We start from the raw sequence: 23,189 nt of genomic DNA, 5'->3' as shown, positions 1-23,189 counted from the left end.
TGGGCACCTCAACTCCACCGACTGGGCACCTCAACTCCACCGACTGGGCACTGGCTAGCTGATGAGCTGGAGCCCCACAACACAACCGACAATCCCGAGAATGAACACGACCCGGGCCACCGAAGCCGGCTCGGTTCCACTGACCATTCCGTACGCGACGGTGAGCGCCGCACCGATTCCGACCCACACGGCGTAGCTGGTTCCGGTCGGAAGACTGCGCATCGCGTACGCAAGTCCGGCCATCGACACGACGAGCGCGGTTCCGAAGAGCACGGTCGGACCGAGACGGCTGAATCCGTCCGAGCGGCCCAGCGCTATTGCCCAGACTGCTTCCAGGACTCCGGACAAGACCAAGATCAACCACGCCACAATGCACCTCGACTACGCCGTCTTGTCGCGGGCCGGGTACGGCGCCCCTCGTCCGGTGTCGATTGTCGACAGTTCCGAGCCTACCGAATCGCCGAGTGGGCATTGGAAATCGTCGAGTGGGCACCACATTCCCGTCGAATAGGCCTGTCGTCGAACCGCCGGGCTCCTGGCCGACGCGTTCCGAACTTTCGAAGCCGACGACGAGGCGCGGGTAGCGGTGCTCACCGGCTCAGGCGGCACGTTCTGCGCTGGCGCCGATTTGAGCGCGGTGGCCGAGAGAGGCGCGAGGGTCAACCGACTCGCGCCGGACGGCGACGCACCCATGGGCCCAAGTCGAATGCATCTCACCAAGCCGCTCATCGCCGCGATCGAAGGCTACGCGGTCGCCGGCGGGCTCGAACTCGCGTTACTCGCCGATCTGCGGGTGCTGGCCGATGATGCCATCACCGGCGTGTTCTGTCGGCGCTTCAGGGTCCCGCTGATCGACGGTGGAACTGTGCGCCTGCCGCGCATCATCGGCCAGGGCCGAGCACTCGACTTGAGTCTCACCGGACGCACAGTCGGCGCCGCCGAAGCGCTCGCGATGGGTCAGGCGTTGATGGCGGCACAGGATCTTGCCCGCGAGATCGCCGCATTTCCCCAGACGTGCATGCTCGCCGGACCGCGCAAGTGCGTACCAACAGTGGGACCTCGCCTCGCCTTAGACGACGGTATGCGCGCCGAGTTCCGCGGTGGTCTGGACGCCATCGCCAGCGGCGAGACCATCGCCGGCGCGAACCGGTTCCACGACGGCACCGGCCGCCACGGCGGTTTCTGATCTCTCTCAACGCAATGCCGGACAGGACCCGAACCAGTGCCCGGGTGTCGGCCGCGGGATCGGCTGAACCATGGATCGCCGCAAATCACGACGCCCCAAGTGGGGCGAGCAGTCGTCGAGAATCGGCGTCGGGATCAGCCGAGCCGTGCCTGGACATCAATTCACGGGCAGTCTCGAGAAGAGACACCCGACGAGGGTCGGCGCTTCTGTGCAGACACGGTCGGGTCCAGGAGTTGCGCTTGCCGAGCGAGCAGCTCCACCTGACGGTGCTCGCCCAGGTCGGTCAGGTAGTCGGCTATCGCGTCGCACGGTGCGTACCGGAAGGAGAGTTGCGCATGCGGAGCCGCCTGTCATCGCTGCCCAACCGCAGTGATCGCGACGACCATCCACCCCCGCCACACCGGTGACCCAAACACCACTCCAACCGGTTAGACTCAGCGTCGTGGAACACTTCTTCACCGCACTGCTGGTCCTGTGCTCGATCCTGATCACCTGGTTCGGCCTGTACGCCGTCTACCGCCTCATCAACGACGAGTCGTGAGCCGTTCCGGCAACGAGGCGATTGACCAGGCGGCCTCGATCGCCGAGACGACTGGTTCACGCAATCTGCCGACGTGGGGCGATCTGCCGCTGCCCGGCGATACAGCCAACCTCCGTGAGGGCGCCGACCTGCACTCGGGCCTGCTCGCGCTGCTTCCGATGGTCGGAGTCTGGCGCGGTGAGGGTGTCGGACACGGCCTCGGCGACGACGGCGACGACCTTCGGTACGCCGAGCAGATCATCGTGAGTCACGATGGTCAGAATTTCCTCAACTGGCAGACGCGGTCGTGGACGATCAACAGTCGGGGCGACTTCATCGCTCCCCTGTTCCGCGAGTCCGGCTTCTGGCGGATAAGCGAGGATGACTCCATCGAACTGATCGTGGCGCACGCCGAGGGGTCAATCGAACTCCTTTATGGCCGGCCACTCGGCCAGACCGCCTGGGAAGTGGCCACCGACGCACTCGTCAGTTCGGCAACCGCCCCCAAGCTACATGGCGCCAAACGCCTCTATGGCATCGCCGAGGACGGGTCCTTCGCCTACGTCGAAGAGCGACTCGTCGACGGGGAGCTCACTCCTCGATTGTCGGCAAAGCTCGACCGGTATGCGGGCTAGCTGCCCACTCGGCAGGAATCAGGTGCCCACTCGGCGGGAATCAGGTGCCCACTCGGCGGGAATGAGGCGCCCACTCGGCGGGGGTCAGGTGCCAGTCGGCGAGGTATGCGAAGCTGACGCGGCCGGTGCGCGGGGCGACAGCACGACGTCGGCGTCCAGGCCCGCCGGCAGGTGATGCGTCACGACGATCACGGTGCGCTCCGGCGCGAACAAGCCGCCCAGCGCCGCGTTCAGCAACTCGTCGGAGTCCACCGCATCTAGGTGCTCGGTCGGCTCGTCGAGCAGCACGACCGGCGACTCGTTGAGCAGTGCCCGGGCCAGCAGAATCCGCCGCCGTTGTCCACCGGACACCGCTGCGGTCCCGCCGTCGAGCAGGGTATCGAGCCCGTCCGGCAGGTCCGCGAGCCATTCACCAAGGCCCACCGCACCCAGTGCGTCGACCAACTCGTCCTGAGTCGCATCACCCCGGCCCACGCGCAGATTCTCCCGCAACGACGCCGAGAACAGGTGGGCGTCCTCGGCGCAGTACAGCGTTGCCGCGGCGAGGTCGACGGCAGCCGCGTCGGCCCCGTGGGCCGACACCGTGCCCGACCGCGGCTCGAGAAGGCCCGCCAGCGTCAACATTAGGGTCGACTTGCCCGATCCGCTCGGGCCGACGACGGCAACCCGGTCACCGGGCCCGAAAGACCGGTTCAGCGGGCCACCGAGCGGTGGCCCCCCTGGCCAGCCCCACGCCAGGTCCGCCGCCGAGAGGACCACCGGACCGCGGTGCCTCGGCACGTCGGCCGCCGCCGCCGAATCCGCTACCCACCCGGCCGGATCGCCAACCAGATCGAGGACTCGCCGCGCAGCAGCACGACTGTGCTGCCAAGCGACCCCAGCCGAGGCCAGCGGGGTGATCGCATCAAACGCGGAGAGGCCGAGCAGGATCAGCACCCCCAACCGCATCGGGCTCGGGGTGCCGCCATCGGCCAGTGACATGCCGATCAGGCAGGCGGCCACGACGGTCAGCCCCATGGCCAGTGGCGTCACCGCGGCCGCCATCGCCTGCAGTCGAGCACCCCGATCGGTGGCACGGGCCACCCGGTCCTGCGCCGCCGAGACATCGGCGAGAATCTCTGCTCGACGGCCGGCCACAGTCAACTCCGCACCGTGATCGAGCAACAGCATCGTCGACTCGGCTACCTCTGCGCGCCCGCGCACCGCTGCCGACGCGACCGATGCGACACCGCGCGACGCGAGCACCGGGGCCGCGACCCCGGCGACGAGCAGCGCGAGGGCCAGGACCGCCGCCGCGCCCGGCGAGACGAATGCCATGATCGTCACCGCGACGACGCCGGTGACGGCGGCGACTGCCGCGGGAAGTACCGCGCGGACGACGGCGTCGCCGATTTCGTCGATGTCAGCGCCGGTTCGCGCGAGCAGGTCGCCGCGACGAATCGAAACAGTTGTGGCGGCGTTGCCGTTCACCAGCGCCAGATACACCTTCTCCCGGGCAGTCGCCATGGCGCGCAGGGCGACGTCGTGGCTGGCCACGCGCTCCAGGTAGCGGAACAGCCCACGGGTGATACCCAGAGCGCGCACAGCGGTGATCGCCACCGACAGCGACAAGATTGGTGGCTGCTGCCAGGCGCGGGTGATCAACCATGCGGACAGTGCGGCCAATCCCAGCGCGCTCAGCGAGCCGCCGACTCCGTACGCCACCGACAGCGCAAACCCGCGGCGCCGAATGTCGAGGGCACCGAGCACCCGCCAGACCGGGTCGCTCCTCGTCCACGCCGTCACCGGGACACCGCCGCACCCAGGTCGACGACCAGGTCAGCGCTATCAAGCCAATCGGCACGGTGGGCGGCGACGATCACGGTCGCCCCGGCCTGCGCCCGGGCCGCCACCTCGGCGACGACTCTTTCCCGGGCCTTCACGTCCAGGTGGGCGGTCGGCTCGTCGAGGACGAGGACGGGCACGTCGCGGGCCAGGGTCCGGGTCAGCGCCAACCGCTGACGCTGACCGGCCGACAACCCGACGCCACCCTCGCCGAGCATCGTTGCGCCGACATCGGCGCCGCCGCCGACCTCGTGCGCCACACGATCCCAGCCGGTTGCCCGGGCCGCAACGGCCAATGCGATCGGATCGAGCGAACCGTAGAGCTCGAGGTTGTCGGCGACTGTGCCGGGCACGATCGCCGGATGCTGCGGCAACCACGCCATCTGCGGCTGGCACGCGGTGCGCTGCGCCGACGAAAGCTCGTGACCGTCGACGACGATCACGCCGGCGTCGAGGCGGACCAGTCCCATCAGGGCTGCCAGCGCCGTCGACTTGCCCGATCCGTTGGGCCCGGTCAGCACGGTGATCGTGCCGGGCACGCAGACGACGTCGAGGGCGCGCGGCGCCCACCCGTCGCGGGCCCGCACGCCGACACCGGCGAAGGTGATCTCAGCGCCGCTCAGCACCACCGGAGCGGTCGTCGCCGCGCTGCCGTCACCATTCCCATTGGTACCGGCAGGGGCATCAGCCACCAGGGCGAACGCATCGTTGGTCGCGGCCACCCCGTCGGCCGAGTCGTGGAAGGCGGCCCCGACCTGGCGCAACGGCCGGAATGCCTCGGGCGCGAGGACCAGGGCGAGCACCCCGGCGAACAGCGACATCTCGCCGTAGACGAGGCGCAGACCGATGCTTACCGCGACAAGTGCCACCGACAGTGTCGCCATCAGTTCCAGCCATGCGCCGGACAAGAAGGCAACGCGCAGCGTGCTCATCGTCGAGCGGCGCCACGACGTACCCAACTCCTCCACCTGCTTGGCAGCGCCCTGCGCGCGGTGCACGGCGCGCAGCGTCGGAATGCCGGCGATCAAATCAAGCAGCATCGACTGCTGGCGGGCGGTAGCGTTGAGCTTCGCCTGAGTCCGGTCACGGGTCATCAAGCCGATCAGGATCCCGAAGATGGGGATCAGTGGAATCGTCAGCACGATCAGGCCTGCCGAGACGAGGTCGACGGCGGCGATCACGGCGATCACGATCGGTGTGAGCGTGGTCGCCAGGATTAGCGACGGCACATAGCCGGACAGGTAGGGTCCGAGGTCGTCGAGGCCGCGCAACAGTACCGTTGTGGCCCGCCCGCGCACTGCCACGAGCCGTCGCGCCTCGGTACGCGCCGGGTCGGTCAGCACACCGAGGACGTCGTTCCGGACTTCGCCGATCACCGACGCGGCGGCGCGCTGCGCATAGCGCTGGCTGGCGTAGGTCGTCGCGATCTGTACGGCGAAACCGCCTACCAGCAACAGCAGGTGGGTAATGCGCACCGAGTCGGTGGAGCCGGTCACCAACTCCGACAGAATCGACGCGACCGCGAAGGCGACGACGACGACCGACACCGTGGTCAGAAGCCCGGCCCCCACGGTCACGCCGAGGTAGCGCCGCGCCGCCGGCGACAGCCTCAGCAGTCGTGGGTCCAGGGGCGCCCGACTATCCCGGGTCGAGCCGTCGGGGGTGGCGCTCACCCCCGCAACGATGCCAGCCCGACCGACGGCGGGATCGCATCGGCGGAGATCCGCGCACGGAACACCCAGTACGACCAACCCTGGTAGATGACGACGATCGGGGTGATCAGAGCCGCCGCCCAGGTCATGATGACCAGCGTGTAGTGGCTCGACGAGGTGTTCGCAATGGTCAGGCTGTACGCCGGATTAGTCGTCGACGGCAGCACCGCGGGGTACAGGCAGCCGAACAGGGTCACGATCGTCAGAATGATCGCAATGGAGGTGGCGCCGAATGCCCACCCTTCCCGCTTGGTCCACGTGAACGCCACCGTGGCGATTGCCGCGACAGCGGCGGCGAGGACGGGCACCCAGGTCCAGCCCTTGCCGTAGGCGAACTGTGTCCACAGCAGGAAAGCAGCCGCGACCGCAGTCATGACGATCGACAACCGTGACGCCCACACCATCGACTCCGCGCGCAGCTCGCCCGCAGTCTTGAGCGAGAGGAACACCGCACCGTGGGTGAGGAATACGAGCAGCGTCGTCACACCGCCCAGCAGGGCGTATGGGTTGAGCAGACCCCAGAAGGTGCCGGTGAACTGCGCGCTGGCGTCGATCGGCAGACCGCGCACGACGTTCGCGAAGGCCACTCCCCACAACAGCGCCGGGACCCAGGATCCGATCGCGATGCACCAGTCCCAGGCGGTTCGCCACTGCGAATCGTTGATCTTGCCGCGCCATTCAATCGCGCACACCCGCACGATCAGTGCCACGAGGATAATGAGCAGCGGGATGTAGAACGCGGTGAACATCGTCGCGTACCAACCGCCGAACGCGGCGAACATCGCGCCGCCGGCGGTCAGCAGCCACACCTCATTGCCGTCCCACACCGGGCCGATGGTGTTGAGGATGGCGCGCCGCTTATTGTCGTCGCGGCGGCCGATCAAACCCATCAACATGCCGACGCCGAAGTCGAAACCCTCCAGCACGAAGTAGCCGGTGAACAACACCGCGATAAGAATGAACCAGAATTCGGGCAATCCCATGATCGTCTCGTCTCTCCCGTAGGCGGATCAGTAGGCGAACGACAATTGCTTGTCGTCGTCGGACTTCTCGAGTGCTTGTTCTTCATGGCCCGGGGCGGCCGGGCCCTCCCGGATGTAGCGGCGTTGCAGCGCGAACCAGACGACGCCGAGCGCGCCGTAGAGCAGGGTGAACACGATCAGCGACCCCATCACGACGCTGGCCGAGTTGTTCGAGACTCCCTGTTGTACCAGCATGGACACGCGCAGCGGATCGCGGTCATCGACCCAGTTCGGTGCGACGATCCACGGCTGACGGCCCATCTCGGTGAAGATCCAGCCCGACGAGTTCGCCAGGAACGGCGTCGGGATCATCAGCAGCGCGAAGAAGCCGAAGCGTTTGGACGTCACCGCCCGGCCGCGGCGGGTCAGCCACAGTCCGCCGAGCGCGACGAGCACCGAGCCCAGCGCCCACGTGATCATCGCGCGGAACGACCAGTAGGTGACGAAGAGGTTGGGCGCGTAGTTCTGGCCCTTGTGGGCGGGGTTGTCCTTGAACTTCTGCTCGTATTCCTTCTGCAGGTCCTTGACCCCTCTGATCTCGGTGTCGAATCGGTGGTCGGCAAGGAAGGACAGCATGCCCGGTACAGCGATCACGTGCGTGATGTTGTCGCAGTTGTTCTGCCGTCCGATCGAGAGGATCGAGAAGGCGGCCCGATGTTCGGTGTCACACAGCGATTCGGCGGCCGCCATCTTCATCGGCTGCTGCTTGAACATGATCTGCGCCTGGAAGTCGCCACTGATGATCACCGCGACGCCGGCGGCGATGGTCAGCCATAGGGCGAACCTGGTGACTGGGCGCCACATCTCCTTCGCGTCCTTGTCGAGTTGCTCGGGCGACGCGTCGACGAGACTCGGTGCGGTGGTCGTCTCGACCTGTGCGGACTCGCCCCGCTCGCCGCTGGTCTCGGCGGCAATCCGTAGCTGACGGGCGCGCCACGATGCGCGCGCCATCCACCAGCAGCCGATGGCCGCGACGAAGGTCGACGCCGTCAGCAGCGCTCCGGAGATCACGTGGGGGAACGCCGCGAGGGTCGTGTTGTTGGTCAGCAGCGCGACGATGTTGTTCATGGCCGGCCGGCCGCGCGTGGTGTCCCACTCGACGCCGACGGGGTGCTGCATCCACGAATTCGCTGCGAGGATGAAGTATGCCGAAGCGTTTACCCCGAACGCCACCATCCAGATGCAAATCAGGTGGACGCGTTTACTCAGCCGGCCCCAGCCGAAAATCCACAGACCGATGAACGTCGACTCGGCGAAGAAGGCCACGAGCCCCTCGAGCGCGAGCGGCGCACCGAACACGTCCGCGACGAAACGGCTGTACTCGCTCCAGTTCATGCCGAACTGGAATTCCTGGACGATGCCGGTGGCGACGCCGAGCGCGAAGTTGATCAGGAAGAGCTTGCCGAAGAACTTGGTCGCGCGCAGCCAAGCCTCGTTGCCGGTGACGTACCAGACGGTCTGCATCACCGCGATCATCGGGGCCAGCCCAATGGTCAACGGCACGAGAACGAAGTGGTAGACGGTGGTGATACCGAATTGCCACCGGGATATGTCGACGACATCCATGCGTTTGCCTCATCTGCTGGGCTGGAGCTGAAACGGGCTGACTACTACGAAGGCTAGTAGACGCGGTCAAAACTACTGCGCACTATTCACTTGAAACAAGGGACCCCGGTCCCTGATCGGGGTGTCGCTCGTCACTCGAGTAATCCACCGCCGAGGTTAAGCCCCGACCACCGCGCGCGCGGCCAGTTCGGCGAACTGCACCGCATGGAGGCGGGCCGAACCGTCGAACGACACGACGGCGTCGTCGATCCGGGTGATCCGCGCCGCGATCGTCACCGACGAACACAGCCACACTGAATCAGCCGACCGCAGGTCGTCGGGCGTCAGCGGCCCATCGGCGCACTCCCACCCCTCCCGGCGCCCGAGCGCAAAGATCGCGGCCACGGTGGTCCCTGGCAGAATCCCCGACTCGGCGGGGGGCGTGCGCATCGTCCTGCCCCGCAGCACGACGACGCTCGACCGCGGCCCCTCCAGCACCTGCCCGTCCGACGACGTGTAGACGACGTCGTGGAAGCCGTTGGCCGCGGCATGCCGCAGCGCGGCCATGTTTGCCGCGTAGCTCAGCGTCTTGACGCCGATCAACTGCCACGGCGCGCGCGCGGCGAAATCCACGGCGTAGCCACGGTCGAGCAGGCACACCTCGACACCGTCGGCGCGAGCCCGGGCAGCGCCGGGCCCGACCGCCACAATCATCACCAGCGCCGTCGTCCGGTCCGGAGCATCCAAACCGGCCGGCCCCGCCTCGCGGCCACGGGTGTAGACCAGGCGCATCAGACCGTCGATGTCTCCGTTGGCCAGCGTCCATGCGGCGACCGCCGCGTTGATCGTCTCGTCCCAGGCGGCCATCACCGGCCGCGGCAGCTCCATGCGGACGGACCCGGCCTGAAACCGCGCCAGGTGGCGCGCCAGGTTGCACGCTTCCCCGTGGCGGACCAGCAACGTCTCGAAGACCCCGTCGCCCCGCACCACCGAGAGGTCGTCGGCATAGACCTGCGGCCGCTGCGGATCGCAGCGGCCCCGATGGACGTCGAAGAGGACAGTGGTGACCATGCCGCAAGGCTATCGTGGGCCCCGGCCCCGGCTCCGCCTCTGCGACGAAGCCGCGCCGCCCGGTCGGCCCCGGACGAAGGCGCCCCACTCGGTACGCTGGGAGTTGTGAATCAATCGGTCATCCTCACCAGTCACCTCGATGCGAGCACATCCGGTGCGGTCGCCGAGCCGGCCGGTGTCTACGGGCATGACGATGCCTCGCGGCAGGTCGCCTGGCACTATGGCGATCCGCTCGGCGAGCAGCGCGCCGCGACAACGAGCACCATCATCGTCGACCGTTCCGATCGTGCCGTGCTGGAGGTGTCAGGCGAGGAACGACTCTCGTGGCTGCATACGATTTCGAGCCAGTTCATCTCCGACCTGCCCGATCGGCACAGTGCCGAAAACCTGTCTCTCGACCTGAACGGGCGCATCGTCGAGCATTTCGTGCTCACCGACATCGACGGGGTCACCTGGATCGACACCCCGGGCCCGCGCGGCGCCGAACTCGCCGCCTTCCTCACCTCGATGGTCTTCTGGGCCAAGGCGGCCCCGGCGCCCCGCGCCGACATGTGCGTGCTGACTCTCGTCGGCGGCACCGCGCGCACCGGTGCGATCGCCGAGCTGCTCGAGATACCCGCCGGTGCCGCGGTCTACGATGCGGGCGACCTGCCCGAACTGCACCACGACGACGAACCGCTGGGATTCTGGCGCATCATGCCGCCGATCGGCGAGGACCGATCGCTGCCCGTTGTCGATCTCGTGGTCCCGGAGTCCGAAGCGCAACAGCGCTGGCACTCCCTGGTCGACGCGGGTGCCGTCCCGGCCGGCTCATGGGCCTATCACGCGCACCGCATCGCCGCACGACGCCCACTCGTGCACGTCGACACCGACGACCGCACCATCCCCCACGAGGTCCACTGGATCGGGTCGCGCGAGGAACAGGGCGCAGTCCACCTCGACAAGGGCTGCTATCGCGGCCAGGAGACGGTGGCGCGGGTACACAACCTGGGCCGCTCACCACGTCATCTGGTGCTGATTCATCTCGACGGCAGCACCGACGCACGACCCCAGACCGGCGACCCGCTCACCGCGGCCGGCCGGCCGGTGGGCCGGATCGGCAGCGTCATCGACCACTTCGAGCTCGGACTGATCGCATTGGCGCTGGTAAAGCGCGGTGTCAACGAGACGATTGAGCTGGCCGCGACGACTGATGGCGAGCCGGTTGCCGCCCGCGTCGACCCGGATTCCGTGGTCGCCGACGGCCATCCCCAGGCTGGCCGGGAAGCGATTGACCGGCTCCGGAAGGGGTAATGATTGTCCACGCAATCACGTTGTGGTGCCCGGTGGCGCCATTCGGTGACGGTTCGCGCTAGACTAGGGTTCACGACAGATATTCCTACGGAAGCACGGGGCCGCCACCAGCGGATTGTGGCCGCCCCGGCAGTGTGCGAGGGGGTCCCAGATGGGCCGCGGCCGGGCAAAAGCCAAGCAGACGAAGGTTGCTCGTCAACTCAAATACTCTTCACCCCAAACCGACTTGGACAGCCTGCAGCGCGAGCTTTCCGGTGGTGAAGATCCCCGCCAACCGAACCCGGCGGACAGCTGGGCGGACGAAGATGAATGGAAGCACGCTTGACGCCCAGCGTCTGAGCTGACCGCGGACCATCCCGTCCGGAGGTCCATCTGCGCTGTGGACGGGCTGCCCGATGCGGTGCACGCAGACCGCTCGTCGGCCGAGTGGCGCAAATGGGCACACGAGCATCAGCGAGATCGCCAGCGTTTCCAGACCGCGTGACCGGTGGCGCGAGTCTTGTCGTCGTATCGCAGCTCGGCGTCGCAGACGATTTCAGCTTCGGTGGACTTGGTGACGACGGCATGGAGTTCGACCGCACTGTCCAGCGGGCTGGGGCGCAGATAGCGGACATCTATGCCGGCTGTTACAAAGGGGAGCAAAGCGCCCGGCGGAGCAGCCCATCCCTGCAGCGAGGCCTCATTCAGGACGGCTGCGGCCGAGTGGCAGTCGAGCAGGGTGGCGATGATACCGCCGTTGAGGAAACCCAACCCGTTGTCATGCTCGGGCCACGGCATAAATGTGGCGGTGACGTACCCGTCACCGAGGTAGCTGTTAAGGTGCAGCCCGCGAGGATTGGCCGTCGCGGCAACTTTTGGCACCGACAGAACCGCTGCGGCAAGACGTACCACCACGTGCGAGGACGGCCCCGGCTCCTCAGCGCCCGCAATCACCTAAAAGCGGGGATGCTCCCCAACCAGGCTCGCGATACCGGTCTTCCCTGATCCGTGGCGATCGCCGGATTTGATGGTGCCCAGCACCCAGTTGTCGACGTGGCGCGCAGTCAATACCGCCTGCGCGCGGTCGGTGTCCTCGGGGGCGACGATCGCGACCATTCCGACACCCATGTTGAAGGTGCGCTCCATCTCGTCACGCTCGACCCGGCCCCGCTGCGAGATCAGCGCGAAGATGGGCGCGGGCGACCAGCTCGACCGGTCCAACTCGGCGGTGACACCCGGCGGCAGTACGCGCGATAGGTTGTCGGCGAGTCCGCCTCCGGTGACGTGGGCAAAGGTACGCACATCGGCTTCGGCGACAAGTGCCAGGCAGTCGCGCGCGTAGATGCGCGTCGGCTCCAGCAATTCGTCCCCGAGCGTGCGATCGAGTTCTTCCACATGCCCGTGCAGATCCATGTGGCCCCAGTCCAGCAGGACCTTCCGGGCCAACGAATAGCCGTTGGAATGCAGACCCGACGAACCCATGGCGATGACGACGTCACCCGGGCGGACTCGGTCGGCCGACAGCACCGCATCGGCCTCCACCACACCGACCCCGGTCGCGGAGATGTCGTAGTGGCCATCCTCCATGAGTCCGGGATGCTCGGCGGTCTCGCCGCCCAGCAGGGCGCACCCGGCATCGACACAGCCGTCGGCGATCCCCTTGACGATCTGCTCAACGGTCTCCGGCACCACCTTGCCGATAGCGATGTAGTCCTGCAGGAACAGCGGTTCGGCACCGCAGACGACCAGGTCGTCGACGACCATGGCGACGAGGTCGCGTCCAACCGTGTCGTGGCGCCCCATCGCCTGCGCGACTGCCAGCTTGGTTCCGACACCATCACTGGAGGCGGCGAGCAGCGGCTCACGGTAGCCGCCCTTGAGTGCGAACAGTCCGGCGAATCCGCCGATCCCGCCGAGCACCTCCGGTCGCGAGGCCCGCTTGGCGTGCGGCTTGATCAATTCGACCGCACGCTCACCGGCGTCGATGTCGACACCCGCCGCCGCGTAGGAGGCGTTCAGCGGGGGCAACGGGGCCGAGTCACGTGTGGACATGGCGGAACTCCTGGTGAAGAAAGCGGGGACGGTCGTTTACGCTACCCGACTTGCTCAGGGGCGCATCACGGCGCTGACGTTGTCATTGGCGACGGTGAGCGGATCGACTCCCGGCGCGCCCCGCAGCGACTCGAGGACCGCCTTGCCCACCGCGGTCTCGGTGGGTAGCGCGATCGGGTACTGACCGTTGAAACAGGCCTTGCACAGTTGCGAGCCCGGCTGTTCGGTCGCCGCGACCATCTCATCGATCGAGATGTATCCGAGCGAGTCCGCACCGATCGCCTGGCGCACGCCCTCGACCATGGCCTCCGGCTCGTCGGCATCCATACCGTTGGCGATCAACTCGGCCGGCGAGGCGAAGTCGATGCCGTAGAAGCACGGCCAGCGCACCGGCGACGAGGCGATCCGCACGTGGACCTCGGCGGCGCCGGCCTCGCGGAGCATGCGGATCAAGGCGCGCTGGGTGTTGCCCCGGACGATGGAATCGTCGACGACGACGAGCCGCTTCCCGCGGATCACCTCGCGCAGCGGGTTGAGTTTGAGGCGGATGCCCAACTGTCGGATCGTCTGCGACGGCTGGATGAATGTCCGCCCCACGTACGCGTTCTTCATCAGGCCCTGCCCGTAGGGGATTCCCGATTCCTGGGCGTAGCCAACCGCGGCCGGGGTGCCCGACTCTGGTACCGGGATGACCAGGTCACCGTCGACGGGGTGCTCACGCGCCAGGCGGCGGCCGATCTCGACTCGCGCGGAATGAACCGTGCGCCCGTTGATGACACTGTCGGGGCGCGCGAGGTAGACGTACTCGAAGATGCAGCCCTTGGGAGTCGGCGCCGCGAAGTGGGTCGAGCGGACCCCGTCGGCATCGATGGCCAGCAGTTCGCCAGGTTCGATATCCCGCACGAAAGAGGCGCCGACGATGTCGAAGGCTGCGGTTTCCGAGGCGACGACCCAACCACGGTCGAGTCGGCCCAGTGACAGCGGCCGGATGCCGTGCGGATCGCGGGCGGCGTACAGCGTGTTCTCGTCCATGAACGTCAGGCAGAACGCGCCCTCGAGATCCGGGAGCAGGTCGAGGGCGGCCTGCTCAAGGGTCTTGTCGGCCGCGCCATGGGCGAGCAGCGCGCCGACGATGTCAGAATCCGACGTCGCTCCGCCGCTTCGGTCGAGGCGGAGATCATGGGCCCGGGCCGCGAGCGCGGCGGTGTTCACCAGGTTGCCGTTGTGCCCGAGTGCGACGCCGCTGCCGGCCGGGGTGGTGCGAAAGATCGGCTGGGAGTTCTCCCAGGTCGTGCTACCCGTCGTCGAATAGCGGCAGTGGCCGATCGCCACATGGCCGACCATCGACGCCATCGTCTGCTCGTCGAAGACCTGGCTCACCAGGCCGAGATCTTTGAAGACGATCACTTGGGCGCCGTCGCCGACGGCGATCCCGGCCGCCTCTTGACCGCGGTGCTGCAAGGCGTAGAGGCCGTAGTAGCTGAGCTTGGCCACATCCTCACCAGGGGCCCAGACGCCGAAGACACCGCACTCCTCGCGGGGTTCGTTGTCTGGTTGATCGATCGGGACCGGACTGGTCCGCGCGCACGGGGAGGCCGCAGCTGCGTCGGGGAGGCTATTGGGCGAATGGATCGACAGATCGGTCACGCGTCGCTCCGGGATTCTCGAGGTTGAGGGCCAAGCCCCATTCTACGGGCCGATTGCGCCGATCAACGAATCTTCAAGGGTGTGATCGGCAACAGCCACAGCACGACTGTGGACGCGAAGAAGGAACCAGTCGCCGCCTAGCACGCTCCCGCACCGAGGGCGGAGTCATCGTTGGGTGAGACGCACGATCGGAAGGTAGTCCGCAAGGTCGGCCGCCCGCGCCCCGGAGGCGTCGATTTGCCCCGCTTCGACGGCCTGATCAAAGGTCAGGACACCGGTCGCCAGACGCAACCAGATACGCGGAGAGGTCTCGACGACATTGGGTGGCGTCCCCCGCGTGTGGCTTGGCCCTGCGATGCACTGCACGGCGACGAACGGTGGCACCCGAACCTCGACCGAAGCTCCCGGCGCGAGCTGCGGCAGCGTCCGCGCAGTCAGTCGGACGGCCGCCGCGATCTCGGCGCGAGTCGGCATCGGCGACTGCTCGTCGACGATCCAGTCCCCGATGGCGAGCACCGCCGCCCGGCACGCGGCTGATTCTGCTGCGGTCATGGCCTGGAATTCCTAATTCTCACTTGCGACCTGCTAGAAAATACCCCCGGGTGACCCATCGGGGGAAATATTCCCTCGGCAGGTCAGGAGGGGGGAAATCTCAGCGATTCTGTCCGGAGACGAGGCCGGCTCCGGTGACCAGCGGCAGATCGAGTGCGGTGACCAAACCCGGCTCGGCCGCGACGACCGCCGGGACGGCGTTCACCAGACGCATGGCCGTGACGACCATGCCGGAGACATTGTGGTCGCCGTGCTCGCCGTGGTGGCCGAACTCGACGTTGAGTACCGGATCGCCGGTGATGTCGATGCGGTAGCAGCCGTCGCCGGTGGTCGGCTTGGGCCAGTCGGGGCACTGGTCGGGGTGGTTGCGGGTGTAGTGCTCGAGCACGATGCGATCGACGCCGTCGACCTGTCCGACCACCTGAAAGTGCAGCGCCCCCCGCGTCCCTTTGGGAATTTTGCCTGAGACGGTGTCGTAGTCGCGGTCGGCGGCCACCTGCTCGATCCGTTCGACCAGCGGTTCGTCGAGCGTCACCCCCAGCCCGGCGGCGATCTGGCGGACCACCGCACCCCAGGCCATCGACAGAACGCCGGGGTTCAGCAGCATCGGGGTCTGGTCCATCGGCTGGCCGAAGCCGAAGATCTGGGAGTTGACGACCGGCTGGTAGTAGGTCGAATAGTCGGCGATCTCGGCGCAGCGCACCTCGTCGATGCGGCGCGACAGGCTCGTCATGGCCAAAGGCAGCACATCGTTGGCGAAGCCCGGGTCAATGCCGTTGACGTGCAGGCTGACGCCACCGGCCTTGGCCGCCTCGACGATCGGCTCGGTGACCGAGTCGGGCACGACGCCGAATGGATACTGCAGCAGCACCGGGCCCGACGACACGACGTTGATCCCGGCCCGCACGAACGCGGTGAGGTCAGCGATCGCCTCGAAGATGCGGTCGTCGGTCATCGCCGTGTGCACGATCGCGTCGGGCTTCAGATCGAGCAGCGCTTGACGGTCGTTGGTGGCGATAATGCCGAGATCACGATCGAGGCCGGCGAGGCGACCCGCATCCTTGCCGACCTTGGCCGGGTCAGAAACCCAAACGCCCACCAACTCCAAGTCTGGATGGGCATCAATTCCAACAATGGCGTGTCGACCGACAGTGCCGGTCGACCATTCGACGACGCGAAGAGTCATGATCCGAGACTAGAACAGGTTTCAGTTCCGTGGAGCAAGAAGCCAGCGCTTGGTCGGACCGATCGCGCCAGGAACAGGGTGGCGGTCGCGAGACCACGGCCCCGAGTCCAGGCATGATGGCCACACCAACGAACAATGCCTTGCTGTGTAGACCGAACGCAGAGTAATACGCTGTGTCGTGGGTGCGGCCAGGCGACGTCCCCGTCCACGCGCCCCTGCCGAGGCCGACCGCAGCCGTGCAGAACGATCTCCGCGAAGCGGACGATCGCCCCCGGCGCCAAGGATGAGCTGGCGAGGTGTCCTATCTGCCCACGTCGACCCGCTACACAATTTCGTCGTCCCTAGCACCAACGGTGGTCATACTGTCCAAGGTTCTGCACCTGGAGGCGAAATTTTGCGAGGACTCGGGCGAAAGAAAACTACTGGTCGCGCCGGTTAGACCCGTAGCGCCGTGAACGGCGCAATCGGGATGTTCCGGATGACGAACCAGGCGACAACAACCACCAGGATGACCATCGCCGAGTACCGCCAGTGCTGCCACGTCCGCCAGCGTCGGCCTGACCACAGCCGGACGCAGTACGCGACGAAGGACCAGGCCAACAGGAACAGCGCCACCAGCCCGACGGCGTTGTAGTGCACGGCAGCCCTGAAGTCGCCATGCATCAGCGAATCCACCATGCGCATCGTCCCGCACCCGGGGCACACAATGCCCAGCAACGACTTCGTCGGGCACGTCGGCAGATGACCGCCGGGCGTCGTGGGATCACCGAACCAGATCACCGTGCCCACGGCGGCAACGCCGACGACGACCGCAACCGGCCCGATCAGCCGATTCCTGCCGAATCGCTCGGCCACCGCGATCAGACGGTCGGTCCGGTCGGGCGCACGCCGCAGATCCGCGCCAGACTCGGGCGCCATGGTCAGCGGCTCGTCCATTTGTACTGGTGAGTCAGTAGGTGGGATAGGTGTACGTGCGGGTATAGCTGTAACTGGGGGTGTAGGTGTACTTCGACGTCGTCGATGCGGCTCCGATGATGCCCACCGCGAACAGGATGATGGTGCCGACCACCACCAGGATCGTCCAGACCGCGCCGGCGATCATGCCCCACATCGACCACCGCTTCGCCTCATCCGCCGCAGCTTGTGCCCCCGCAAAGTCGCCGGCCGCCCATAGCTTGTCCACCGAGGTGGACTTGACGATGGCGACAATGCCGAGCGGAAGGCAGCAGAGGATGGTGGTGATGATCGCCCACACCAGGTTGTTGTCCGGCTTTACTGCGAATGGATAGCCGCCCTGACCGCCATACCCGGGCGCGCCGTACCCGGGGGGCGGACCGTAGCCGGGCGCCACCTGACCGGGCGCACCGTAGCCGGGCTGACCATATGGCGCCGGACCGGGATCCGGCTGACCGTAGCCGGGCTGACCGGCGTCCGGCTGACCGTAGCCGGGCTGACCGGCGTCCGGCTGGCCGTAGCCGGGTTGGTGGCCGCCGGGAATGGCGTTCGGGTCATAGGGGTTGGTCATCGTGGTGCTCCTGTGTGCAGGTCAAGTGGGGCGATCGCAATGTCGCGAGAGTACTAGAATGTCGCGAGAGTACTAGAACGCCGGTCCCGCCGTCAGGTCGCACCGGTACTCGCCAGGAACGCGAAGTACGCGATCCACATGATGATCGAGAGGAGGACCATGACGCCGCCGACAATCGTGCCGATCATGCCGAACTTCTTCGCATCATCGGCATTGCGCTGGGCACCGGCGAAATCACCAACCGCCCAGGCAGACCCGACCGAGCTGCCCTTGACGAGCGCGACGACCCCGCAGACGAGGGCGATGATGCCCAGGCAGCAACTGAACGTCGAGATCCCGCCGACCACACAAGCCGCGATCCCCCAGCCCATGTTGCTCGCCGGCGGGACGCCATAGCCGCCGACGGGCGGCACACCCGGATAGGGCGGCGGATAGGCACCGGACTGATGGGCGCCGTACGGATCTGGCACGCCGTTCGAAGGCACCGGGTAGCCCGATTGCGGGTCATAGGGGTTGGCCATGGCTCTCCTTCACAACTGCGCGAGTGTCAGACCGCGTGCAAGCCCTCACCGAACAGTGCCGGCAAGGTGGCGCCGTGCACCTCGCGCAACTGTGCCAACGGTAGGGAGAACTGGTCCTGCACGCTCACGTCGTCGGCCCCCTGATCGACGACGCCGATCCGCGCCCATGGCACCGAGCGGGCGTCGAGCATCCCGCAGAACCGGGACTCCTCGGTGCGCGGCACCGCGACGAGGACTCGGCCGGCAGACTCGGCGAACAGCCAGACGAACGGATCGGCACCTTCGGGCAGGATGATCCGGCAACCGGTCTCCCCGGCCAGCGCCGACTCGATCACAGCCTGAATCAGGCCGCCCTCGGAAAGGTCGTGCGCCGCCGAGACCAGGCCGTCGCGGGACGCGGCGACGAGGATCTCGCCGAGTAGGCGCTCGGCCTCAAGGTCGACCTGGGGCGGTACCCCGCCGAGGTGGTCGGCGCTCACCTGAGCCCAGATGGAGCCGTCGAACTCGTCTCGCGTCTCGCCGAGCAGGATCAGCGTCTCGCCGGGCTCGGTCCCGAACCCGGTCGGGATGCGGCGCCCGACGTCGTCGATCACACCGAGCACACCAACGACCGGGGTGGGGAGGATTGGCGTCGCCCCGGTCTGGTTGTAGAAGCTGACATTGCCACCGGTGACCGGGATGCCCAGTTGCACGCATCCGTCGGCCAGTCCACGCACAGCCTCGCTGAACTGCCACATCACCGCCGGATCCTCAGGTGAGCCGAAGTTCAGACAGTTGGTCACGGCCACCGGCGTCGCACCGGAGACGATGACGTTGCGGTATGCCTCGGCCAGCGCCAACTGTGCGCCGCGATACGGGTCGAGGTAGGTGTAGCGGCCCGACGCGTCGGTGGCCAGGGCGATGCCGCGGCCCGTCTCTTCGTCGATACGAATCATGCCGGAATCGGCGTGCTCGGCCAGCACGGTGTTGCCGCGGACGTAGCGGTCGTACTGCTCGGTGAGGAAGGCACGGCTGCACAGTGCCGGCGAGGCGATCATCGCCAGCGTCGTGTCCCGCAGTTCCTCGGGCGTCGCCGGACGCGGCAGCGAGCCGCTGGTGTCGGCGACGACGGCGTCCTGCCACGCCGGACGCGCCAGCGGGCGTTCGTAAACTGGGCCGTGGTGGGCGACGGTGCGCGGCGGCACGTCGAGGACGGTTTCACCGTGCCAGTCGATGACCAGGCGCTCACCGTCGGTGACTTCGCCAATCACGGTGGCCAGCACATCCCACCGCTGGCAGACCGCCATGAACTTGTCGACGTTCTCGGGGGTGACAACGGCGCACATGCGCTCCTGTGACTCGCTGGAGAGCACCTCGGCCGGTGTCATCCCCTCGGCGCGCATCGGCACCTGCTCGAGGTTGATATGCATCCCGCCGTCGCCGGCAGCGGCCAACTCCGAAGTGGCACAAGACAGTCCCGCCCCACCCAGGTCTTGAATGCCGACGACGAGGTCCTCGCGATAGAGATCCAGGCAGCACTCGATGAGCACCTTCTCGGTGAACGGGTCGCCCACCTGCACCGCCGGCAGCTTCTTGCGGCTCGGGCGGTCCTCCCCCGCATCGTCGAAGGTCTCCGACGCCAAGACGGACACGCCGCCGATGCCGTCGAGGCCGGTGCGCGCGCCGAACAGAATGATTTGGTTGCCGGCGCCCGAGGCGAAGGCCAGCTTCAGGTCCTCAACGCGGAGCACCCCCGCACACAGCGCGTTGACCAGGGGGTTGCCGGCATAGCTGGCGTCGAAAACGGTCTCGCCGCCGATGTTGGGCAGCCCCAACGAGTTGCCATAGCCGCCAATGCCGCGCACCACCCCGTCGACGACGCGGCGCGTGTCGGGGGCATCGGCGGCGCCGAAGCGCAACTGGTCCATCACCGCGATCGGGCGGGCGCCCATCGCCATAATGTCGCGGACGATGCCGCCGACGCCGGTGGCCGCGCCCTGATACGGCTCGACGTACGACGGATGGTTGTGCGACTCGACCTTGAAGGTCACCGCCCAGCCATCACCGATGTCGACGACGCCGGCGTTCTCGCCGATGCCGGCGAGCATCTTCGAGCGCATCTCGTCGGTGGTGGTCTCGCCGAAGTAGCGCAGGTGCACCTTGGATGACTTGTAGCTGCAGTGCTCCGACCACATCACCGAATACATCGCCAACTCGGCATCGGTGGGCCGGCGTCCTAGGATCTCGCGGATCCGCGCGTACTCGTCATCCTTCAGACCCAACTCCTTGAACGGCTGGGGCTGGTCGGGGGTCTGCTGAGCATTCGACACGGTGTCGAGGTGGGAAGTCACATGGTCAATTCTAGGCGAGCCCACCAAACCCGCTTGTTGGCGCTCGTTCCCGCCCCGTCTCACCCAACCCACCTCGATCGACGCGGGATCGGCGAAACCCGGGAGGATTCAGGCGCGGATCGCCCCGAGGATCGACTGGGCCAGCTCCGTCCTGCACACGATTAGGTCCGGCAGGTAGGTGTCGCGCTGGTTGTAGATCAGCGGCGAACCATCGATCCTGCTGCACCACAGCCCCTTCGCCCGGGCGACGACGACGGGCGCGGCCGAATCCCACTCGTATTGACCACCAGCGTGAACATAAGCGTCGGCCTCTCCGCGAACAACGGCCATCGCCTTCGCGCCGGCTGATCCGACGGACACCAGCTCGGCGTCGAGCGCAGCGGCAACAGTGTCGGCGAACACCGGTGGCCGGGACCCGCTCACCACCACCCGGCGACGGCCGGTGCGCGGCGGAGCCAATCCCACCGCCGGCGCGATCGGCGTCGGATCCGACGCATAGGTGACGCCCAACGCCGGCAGCGCAACCGCACCGGCAACCAGCGAACCGGCACCGTCCTCGCCACGCTCCCACAGTGCGACATGCACTGCCCAGTCGCGCCGGCCCGACTTCCCATACTCGCGGGTCCCGTCGACCGGGTCGACGATCCACACCCGAGACGCCTCAAGCCGGGCAAGGTCATCGGCGGATTCCTCCGACAGCACGGCGTCGCCGGGGCGCAGCCCGGCGAGCCGTTCCTGAAGGAAGTCGTCGGACTGCCGATCGCCGGCGTCACCGAGGTCGCGGCCGGACAGCCCTGACTCGGCACGCACGGTGTTCAACAATTCTCCCGCCGCCGTCGCGAGGGCAGCGGACAACTCGACGTCGGAAAGCTCAGCAGTCAATTCTGCAGATGCAGCCATGTCGCAGACACCTTCTTTTCTTCACAGCCCCAAATCGCGCAGGATGGACTCGGCGACATCACTGGCCGCACCGTCCCTCGGGGTGACGACGACATCGGCGGCAGCAGGCCGCTCATATGGCGAGCTGATCCCGGTGAAGTCGGCAATCTCGCCAGCCCGCGCCTTCGCGTAGAGACCCTTCGGGTCGCGCAGTTCGCAATCCTCGATCGGGGTGTCGACGAAGATCTCGTGGAACTCCAGCGCCTGCTCTTGGTGGATCTCGCGGGCCGCGAGCCGGTCGGCCGCGAACGGGCTGATCATCGAGACGATCACGACCGTCCCCGAGTCGGCGAACAATGCGGCCACCTGCGCGGTGCGACGCAGATTCTCATGGCGATCGGAGTCGGAGAAGCCTAGGTCGGCGTTGAGGCCGTGGCGCAAATTGTCGCCGTCGAGAATGTAGGCGGGTCGCCCGGCCGCGACGAGTCGGCGCTCGAGTTCAATGGCCAAGGTGGACTTGCCCGAACCGGAGAGACCCGTCATCCATAACGTGGCGCCGAGGTTGGCACGCTGTTCGCGACCGACTTTCGTCGTCTGCCACACGATGTTGGTGTTCTGGGTATGCGGTCCGTTGATCATGCCCGCGGCGACGGTCCGATTAGTGGCCTCGTCGACGAGGATGAAGCTGCCCGTCTCGCGGTTGCGCGCATAGGCGTCGAACATCAGCGGATCGCGCAGGTGCAGCCACACGCGGCCGATATCATTGAGCGACAAGCGATCTGCGGACTCGTCGCGATGCAGCGTATTGACGTCGAGGCGGTAGTTCAGCGCCGAAACTTCTGCGCGGGTCGACGATGTCGCGGCCTGTAGGACGTAGCGCTTGCCACCAAGCGGCCCCCCACTCCGATCGACCGGGGCCAGCTCGGAGTCCTCGGCGAACCAACACACCAGCGCGTCGATATCTCGTCCGACATGCGGCCGGTTGTTGGGTCGGGCGAGCATGTCACCGCGCACGATGTCGATCTCATCGGCCAGTTCGGCGGTGACCGCCATTCCCGCAAACGCCTCGTCGACCTTGCGTCCGCCGGGCGCCCACAGGTTGGTAATGGTGGAGGTGAAGCCGCCGGGTAGGACGACTACCTCGTCACCGGTCGAAAACCGCCCGCCCGCAACCGTTCCCGCGTAGGCACGATGATCCGAACCCGCGACGTCCTGCGGCCGCACCACGTATTGCACCGGCAGCCGCGCGTCGATCAGATTGCGGTCGCTGGCGATGTACACCTCTTCGAGGTGGTCGAGCAGCGCGCGCCCGGTGTACCACGGCATATTCGACGATTCGTCGACGACGTTGTCACCGGCGAGCGCCGAAATCGGGATGAACGCCAGGTCGGCGACGTTGAGTTTGGCGGCGAATTCGACAAAGTCGTCGCGGATCTCTTCGAACCGTTCCTGCGACCAGTCGACGAGGTCCATCTTGTTGATGCACACCGTCAGGTGTGGAATACCCAATAGGGACGACAGGAACGCATGCCGACGGGTCTGTTCCAAGACACCTTTACGGGCGTCAATCAGGATGATCGCGAGGTCGGCCGTCGACGCGCCGGTCACCATGTTGCGGGTGTACTGCACATGCCCCGGGGTGTCGGCGATGATGAACTTTCGGCGCGGGGTGGAGAAGTAGCGGTAAGCGACGTCGATGGTGATGCCCTG

The 23,189-nt window shown here is 67.0% G+C and carries 20 protein-coding genes, 1 pseudogene and 1 riboswitch; of the genes and pseudogenes, 4 read left to right on the top strand and 17 right to left on the bottom strand.

The annotated features are described in order from the left end of the window. Positions 1 to 54 precede the first annotated feature (54 nt). Positions 55 to 369: a DMT family transporter gene (locus B4M62_RS11040; RefSeq protein WP_290707648.1), complete on the bottom strand. Its 315-nt coding sequence runs from the start codon at positions 367 to 369 to the stop codon at positions 55 to 57. 11 nt (positions 370 to 380) lie between these two features. Next, a riboswitch (guanidine-III (ykkC-III) riboswitch) is annotated at positions 381 to 444 on the bottom strand. A gap of 73 nt (positions 445 to 517) precedes the next feature. Here B4M62_RS11040 and B4M62_RS11035 point away from each other — a divergent pair. Both B4M62_RS11035 and B4M62_RS11030 read left to right on the top strand, forming a co-directional pair. Beyond that, positions 518 to 1,186 (top strand): annotated as a pseudogene (locus tag B4M62_RS11035) (crotonase/enoyl-CoA hydratase family protein); the annotation flags it as partial. Between the two features lie 537 nt (positions 1,187 to 1,723). Further along, positions 1,724 to 2,341, top strand: a complete 618-nt coding sequence (locus B4M62_RS11030; RefSeq protein ID WP_290707646.1) for an FABP family protein — start codon at positions 1,724 to 1,726, stop codon at positions 2,339 to 2,341. A gap of 84 nt (positions 2,342 to 2,425) precedes the next feature. On the opposite strand, the gene cydC is transcribed toward B4M62_RS11030, so the two are convergent. From cydC to B4M62_RS11005, 5 genes are all read right to left on the bottom strand, one after another. After that, entirely contained in the window at positions 2,426 to 4,126 is a 1,701-nt protein-coding gene (cydC, locus tag B4M62_RS11025) for a thiol reductant ABC exporter subunit CydC (protein WP_290707644.1), read from the bottom strand. After that, positions 4,123 to 5,838: a thiol reductant ABC exporter subunit CydD gene (gene cydD / locus B4M62_RS11020; RefSeq protein WP_290707642.1), complete on the bottom strand. Its 1,716-nt coding sequence runs from the start codon at positions 5,836 to 5,838 to the stop codon at positions 4,123 to 4,125. The genes cydC and cydD overlap by 4 nt, the downstream gene beginning before the upstream one ends. Next, positions 5,835 to 6,860 carry a cytochrome d ubiquinol oxidase subunit II gene (cydB, locus tag B4M62_RS11015; RefSeq protein ID WP_290707640.1) on the bottom strand — a complete coding sequence of 342 codons (1,026 nt, stop codon included), beginning with the start codon at positions 6,858 to 6,860 and terminating at the stop codon, positions 5,835 to 5,837. The genes cydD and cydB overlap by 4 nt, the downstream gene beginning before the upstream one ends. Before the next feature lie 27 nt (positions 6,861 to 6,887). Further along, a complete protein-coding gene (locus tag B4M62_RS11010) occupies positions 6,888 to 8,465 on the bottom strand; it encodes a cytochrome ubiquinol oxidase subunit I (protein ID WP_290707638.1) in 1,578 nt (525 codons plus the stop codon). A 156-nt stretch (positions 8,466 to 8,621) separates the two neighbouring features. Next, positions 8,622 to 9,515: an aminodeoxychorismate lyase gene (locus tag B4M62_RS11005; protein WP_290707637.1), complete on the bottom strand. Its 894-nt coding sequence runs from the start codon at positions 9,513 to 9,515 to the stop codon at positions 8,622 to 8,624. A gap of 105 nt (positions 9,516 to 9,620) precedes the next feature. On the opposite strand from B4M62_RS11005, the gene B4M62_RS11000 reads away from it, so the two are divergent. Both B4M62_RS11000 and B4M62_RS10995 read left to right on the top strand, forming a co-directional pair. Beyond that, positions 9,621 to 10,808, top strand: coding sequence for a YgfZ/GcvT domain-containing protein (locus B4M62_RS11000; protein ID WP_290707635.1), 1,188 nt, complete (start codon positions 9,621 to 9,623; stop codon positions 10,806 to 10,808). A 151-nt stretch (positions 10,809 to 10,959) separates the two neighbouring features. Beyond that, entirely contained in the window at positions 10,960 to 11,133 is a 174-nt protein-coding gene (locus B4M62_RS10995; RefSeq protein ID WP_290707633.1) for a DUF3073 domain-containing protein, read from the top strand. A gap of 125 nt (positions 11,134 to 11,258) precedes the next feature. On the opposite strand, the gene B4M62_RS10990 is transcribed toward B4M62_RS10995, so the two are convergent. The 11 genes from B4M62_RS10990 to cysC all read right to left on the bottom strand — a co-directional run. Further along, positions 11,259 to 11,741 carry a PaaI family thioesterase gene (locus tag B4M62_RS10990; protein ID WP_290707630.1) on the bottom strand — a complete coding sequence of 161 codons (483 nt, stop codon included), beginning with the start codon at positions 11,739 to 11,741 and terminating at the stop codon, positions 11,259 to 11,261. Next, on the bottom strand, positions 11,742 to 12,839 hold the full coding sequence (gene purM, locus B4M62_RS10985; protein WP_290707628.1) for a phosphoribosylformylglycinamidine cyclo-ligase: 1,098 nt from the start codon (positions 12,837 to 12,839) through the stop codon (positions 11,742 to 11,744). A gap of 54 nt (positions 12,840 to 12,893) precedes the next feature. Continuing rightward, positions 12,894 to 14,486: an amidophosphoribosyltransferase gene (gene purF, locus B4M62_RS10980; protein WP_414651827.1), complete on the bottom strand. Its 1,593-nt coding sequence runs from the start codon at positions 14,484 to 14,486 to the stop codon at positions 12,894 to 12,896. A 165-nt stretch (positions 14,487 to 14,651) separates the two neighbouring features. Beyond that, on the bottom strand, positions 14,652 to 15,038 hold the full coding sequence (locus tag B4M62_RS10975) for a sterol carrier family protein (RefSeq protein WP_290707625.1): 387 nt from the start codon (positions 15,036 to 15,038) through the stop codon (positions 14,652 to 14,654). Between the two features lie 100 nt (positions 15,039 to 15,138). Next, complete coding sequence (locus tag B4M62_RS10970) at positions 15,139 to 16,224, bottom strand: diacylglycerol kinase (protein WP_290707623.1); 1,086 nt, start codon at positions 16,222 to 16,224, stop codon at positions 15,139 to 15,141. A 435-nt stretch (positions 16,225 to 16,659) separates the two neighbouring features. Further along, on the bottom strand, positions 16,660 to 17,142 hold the full coding sequence (locus tag B4M62_RS10965; protein ID WP_290707621.1) for a DUF2752 domain-containing protein: 483 nt from the start codon (positions 17,140 to 17,142) through the stop codon (positions 16,660 to 16,662). A gap of 31 nt (positions 17,143 to 17,173) precedes the next feature. Further along, entirely contained in the window at positions 17,174 to 17,749 is a 576-nt protein-coding gene (locus B4M62_RS10960; RefSeq protein ID WP_414651826.1) for a CD225/dispanin family protein, read from the bottom strand. 92 nt (positions 17,750 to 17,841) lie between these two features. Then, complete coding sequence (locus B4M62_RS10955; protein ID WP_290707619.1) at positions 17,842 to 18,270, bottom strand: CD225/dispanin family protein; 429 nt, start codon at positions 18,268 to 18,270, stop codon at positions 17,842 to 17,844. Positions 18,271 to 18,296: 26 nt separating this feature from the next. Further along, positions 18,297 to 20,600 (bottom strand): phosphoribosylformylglycinamidine synthase subunit PurL, encoded by a 2,304-nt coding sequence (gene purL / locus B4M62_RS10950; RefSeq protein WP_290707617.1) that lies wholly within the window; start codon positions 20,598 to 20,600, stop codon positions 18,297 to 18,299. Between the two features lie 108 nt (positions 20,601 to 20,708). After that, positions 20,709 to 21,500, bottom strand: a complete 792-nt coding sequence (locus B4M62_RS10945; RefSeq protein ID WP_290707615.1) for a 3'(2'),5'-bisphosphate nucleotidase CysQ — start codon at positions 21,498 to 21,500, stop codon at positions 20,709 to 20,711. A gap of 21 nt (positions 21,501 to 21,521) precedes the next feature. Then, positions 21,522 to 23,189 (bottom strand): adenylyl-sulfate kinase (gene cysC / locus B4M62_RS10940; RefSeq protein ID WP_290707613.1); only part of this gene is annotated, 1,668 nt, incomplete at its 5' end.

Origin of the sequence: Gordonia sp. UBA5067 (genome assembly GCF_002414845.1) — a bacterium.
GTDB lineage: Bacteria > Actinomycetota > Actinomycetes > Mycobacteriales > Mycobacteriaceae > Gordonia > Gordonia defluvii.
The sequence above is the reverse complement of the archived record's forward strand: the minus strand, read 5'-3'. Positions and strand labels throughout refer to the sequence as shown.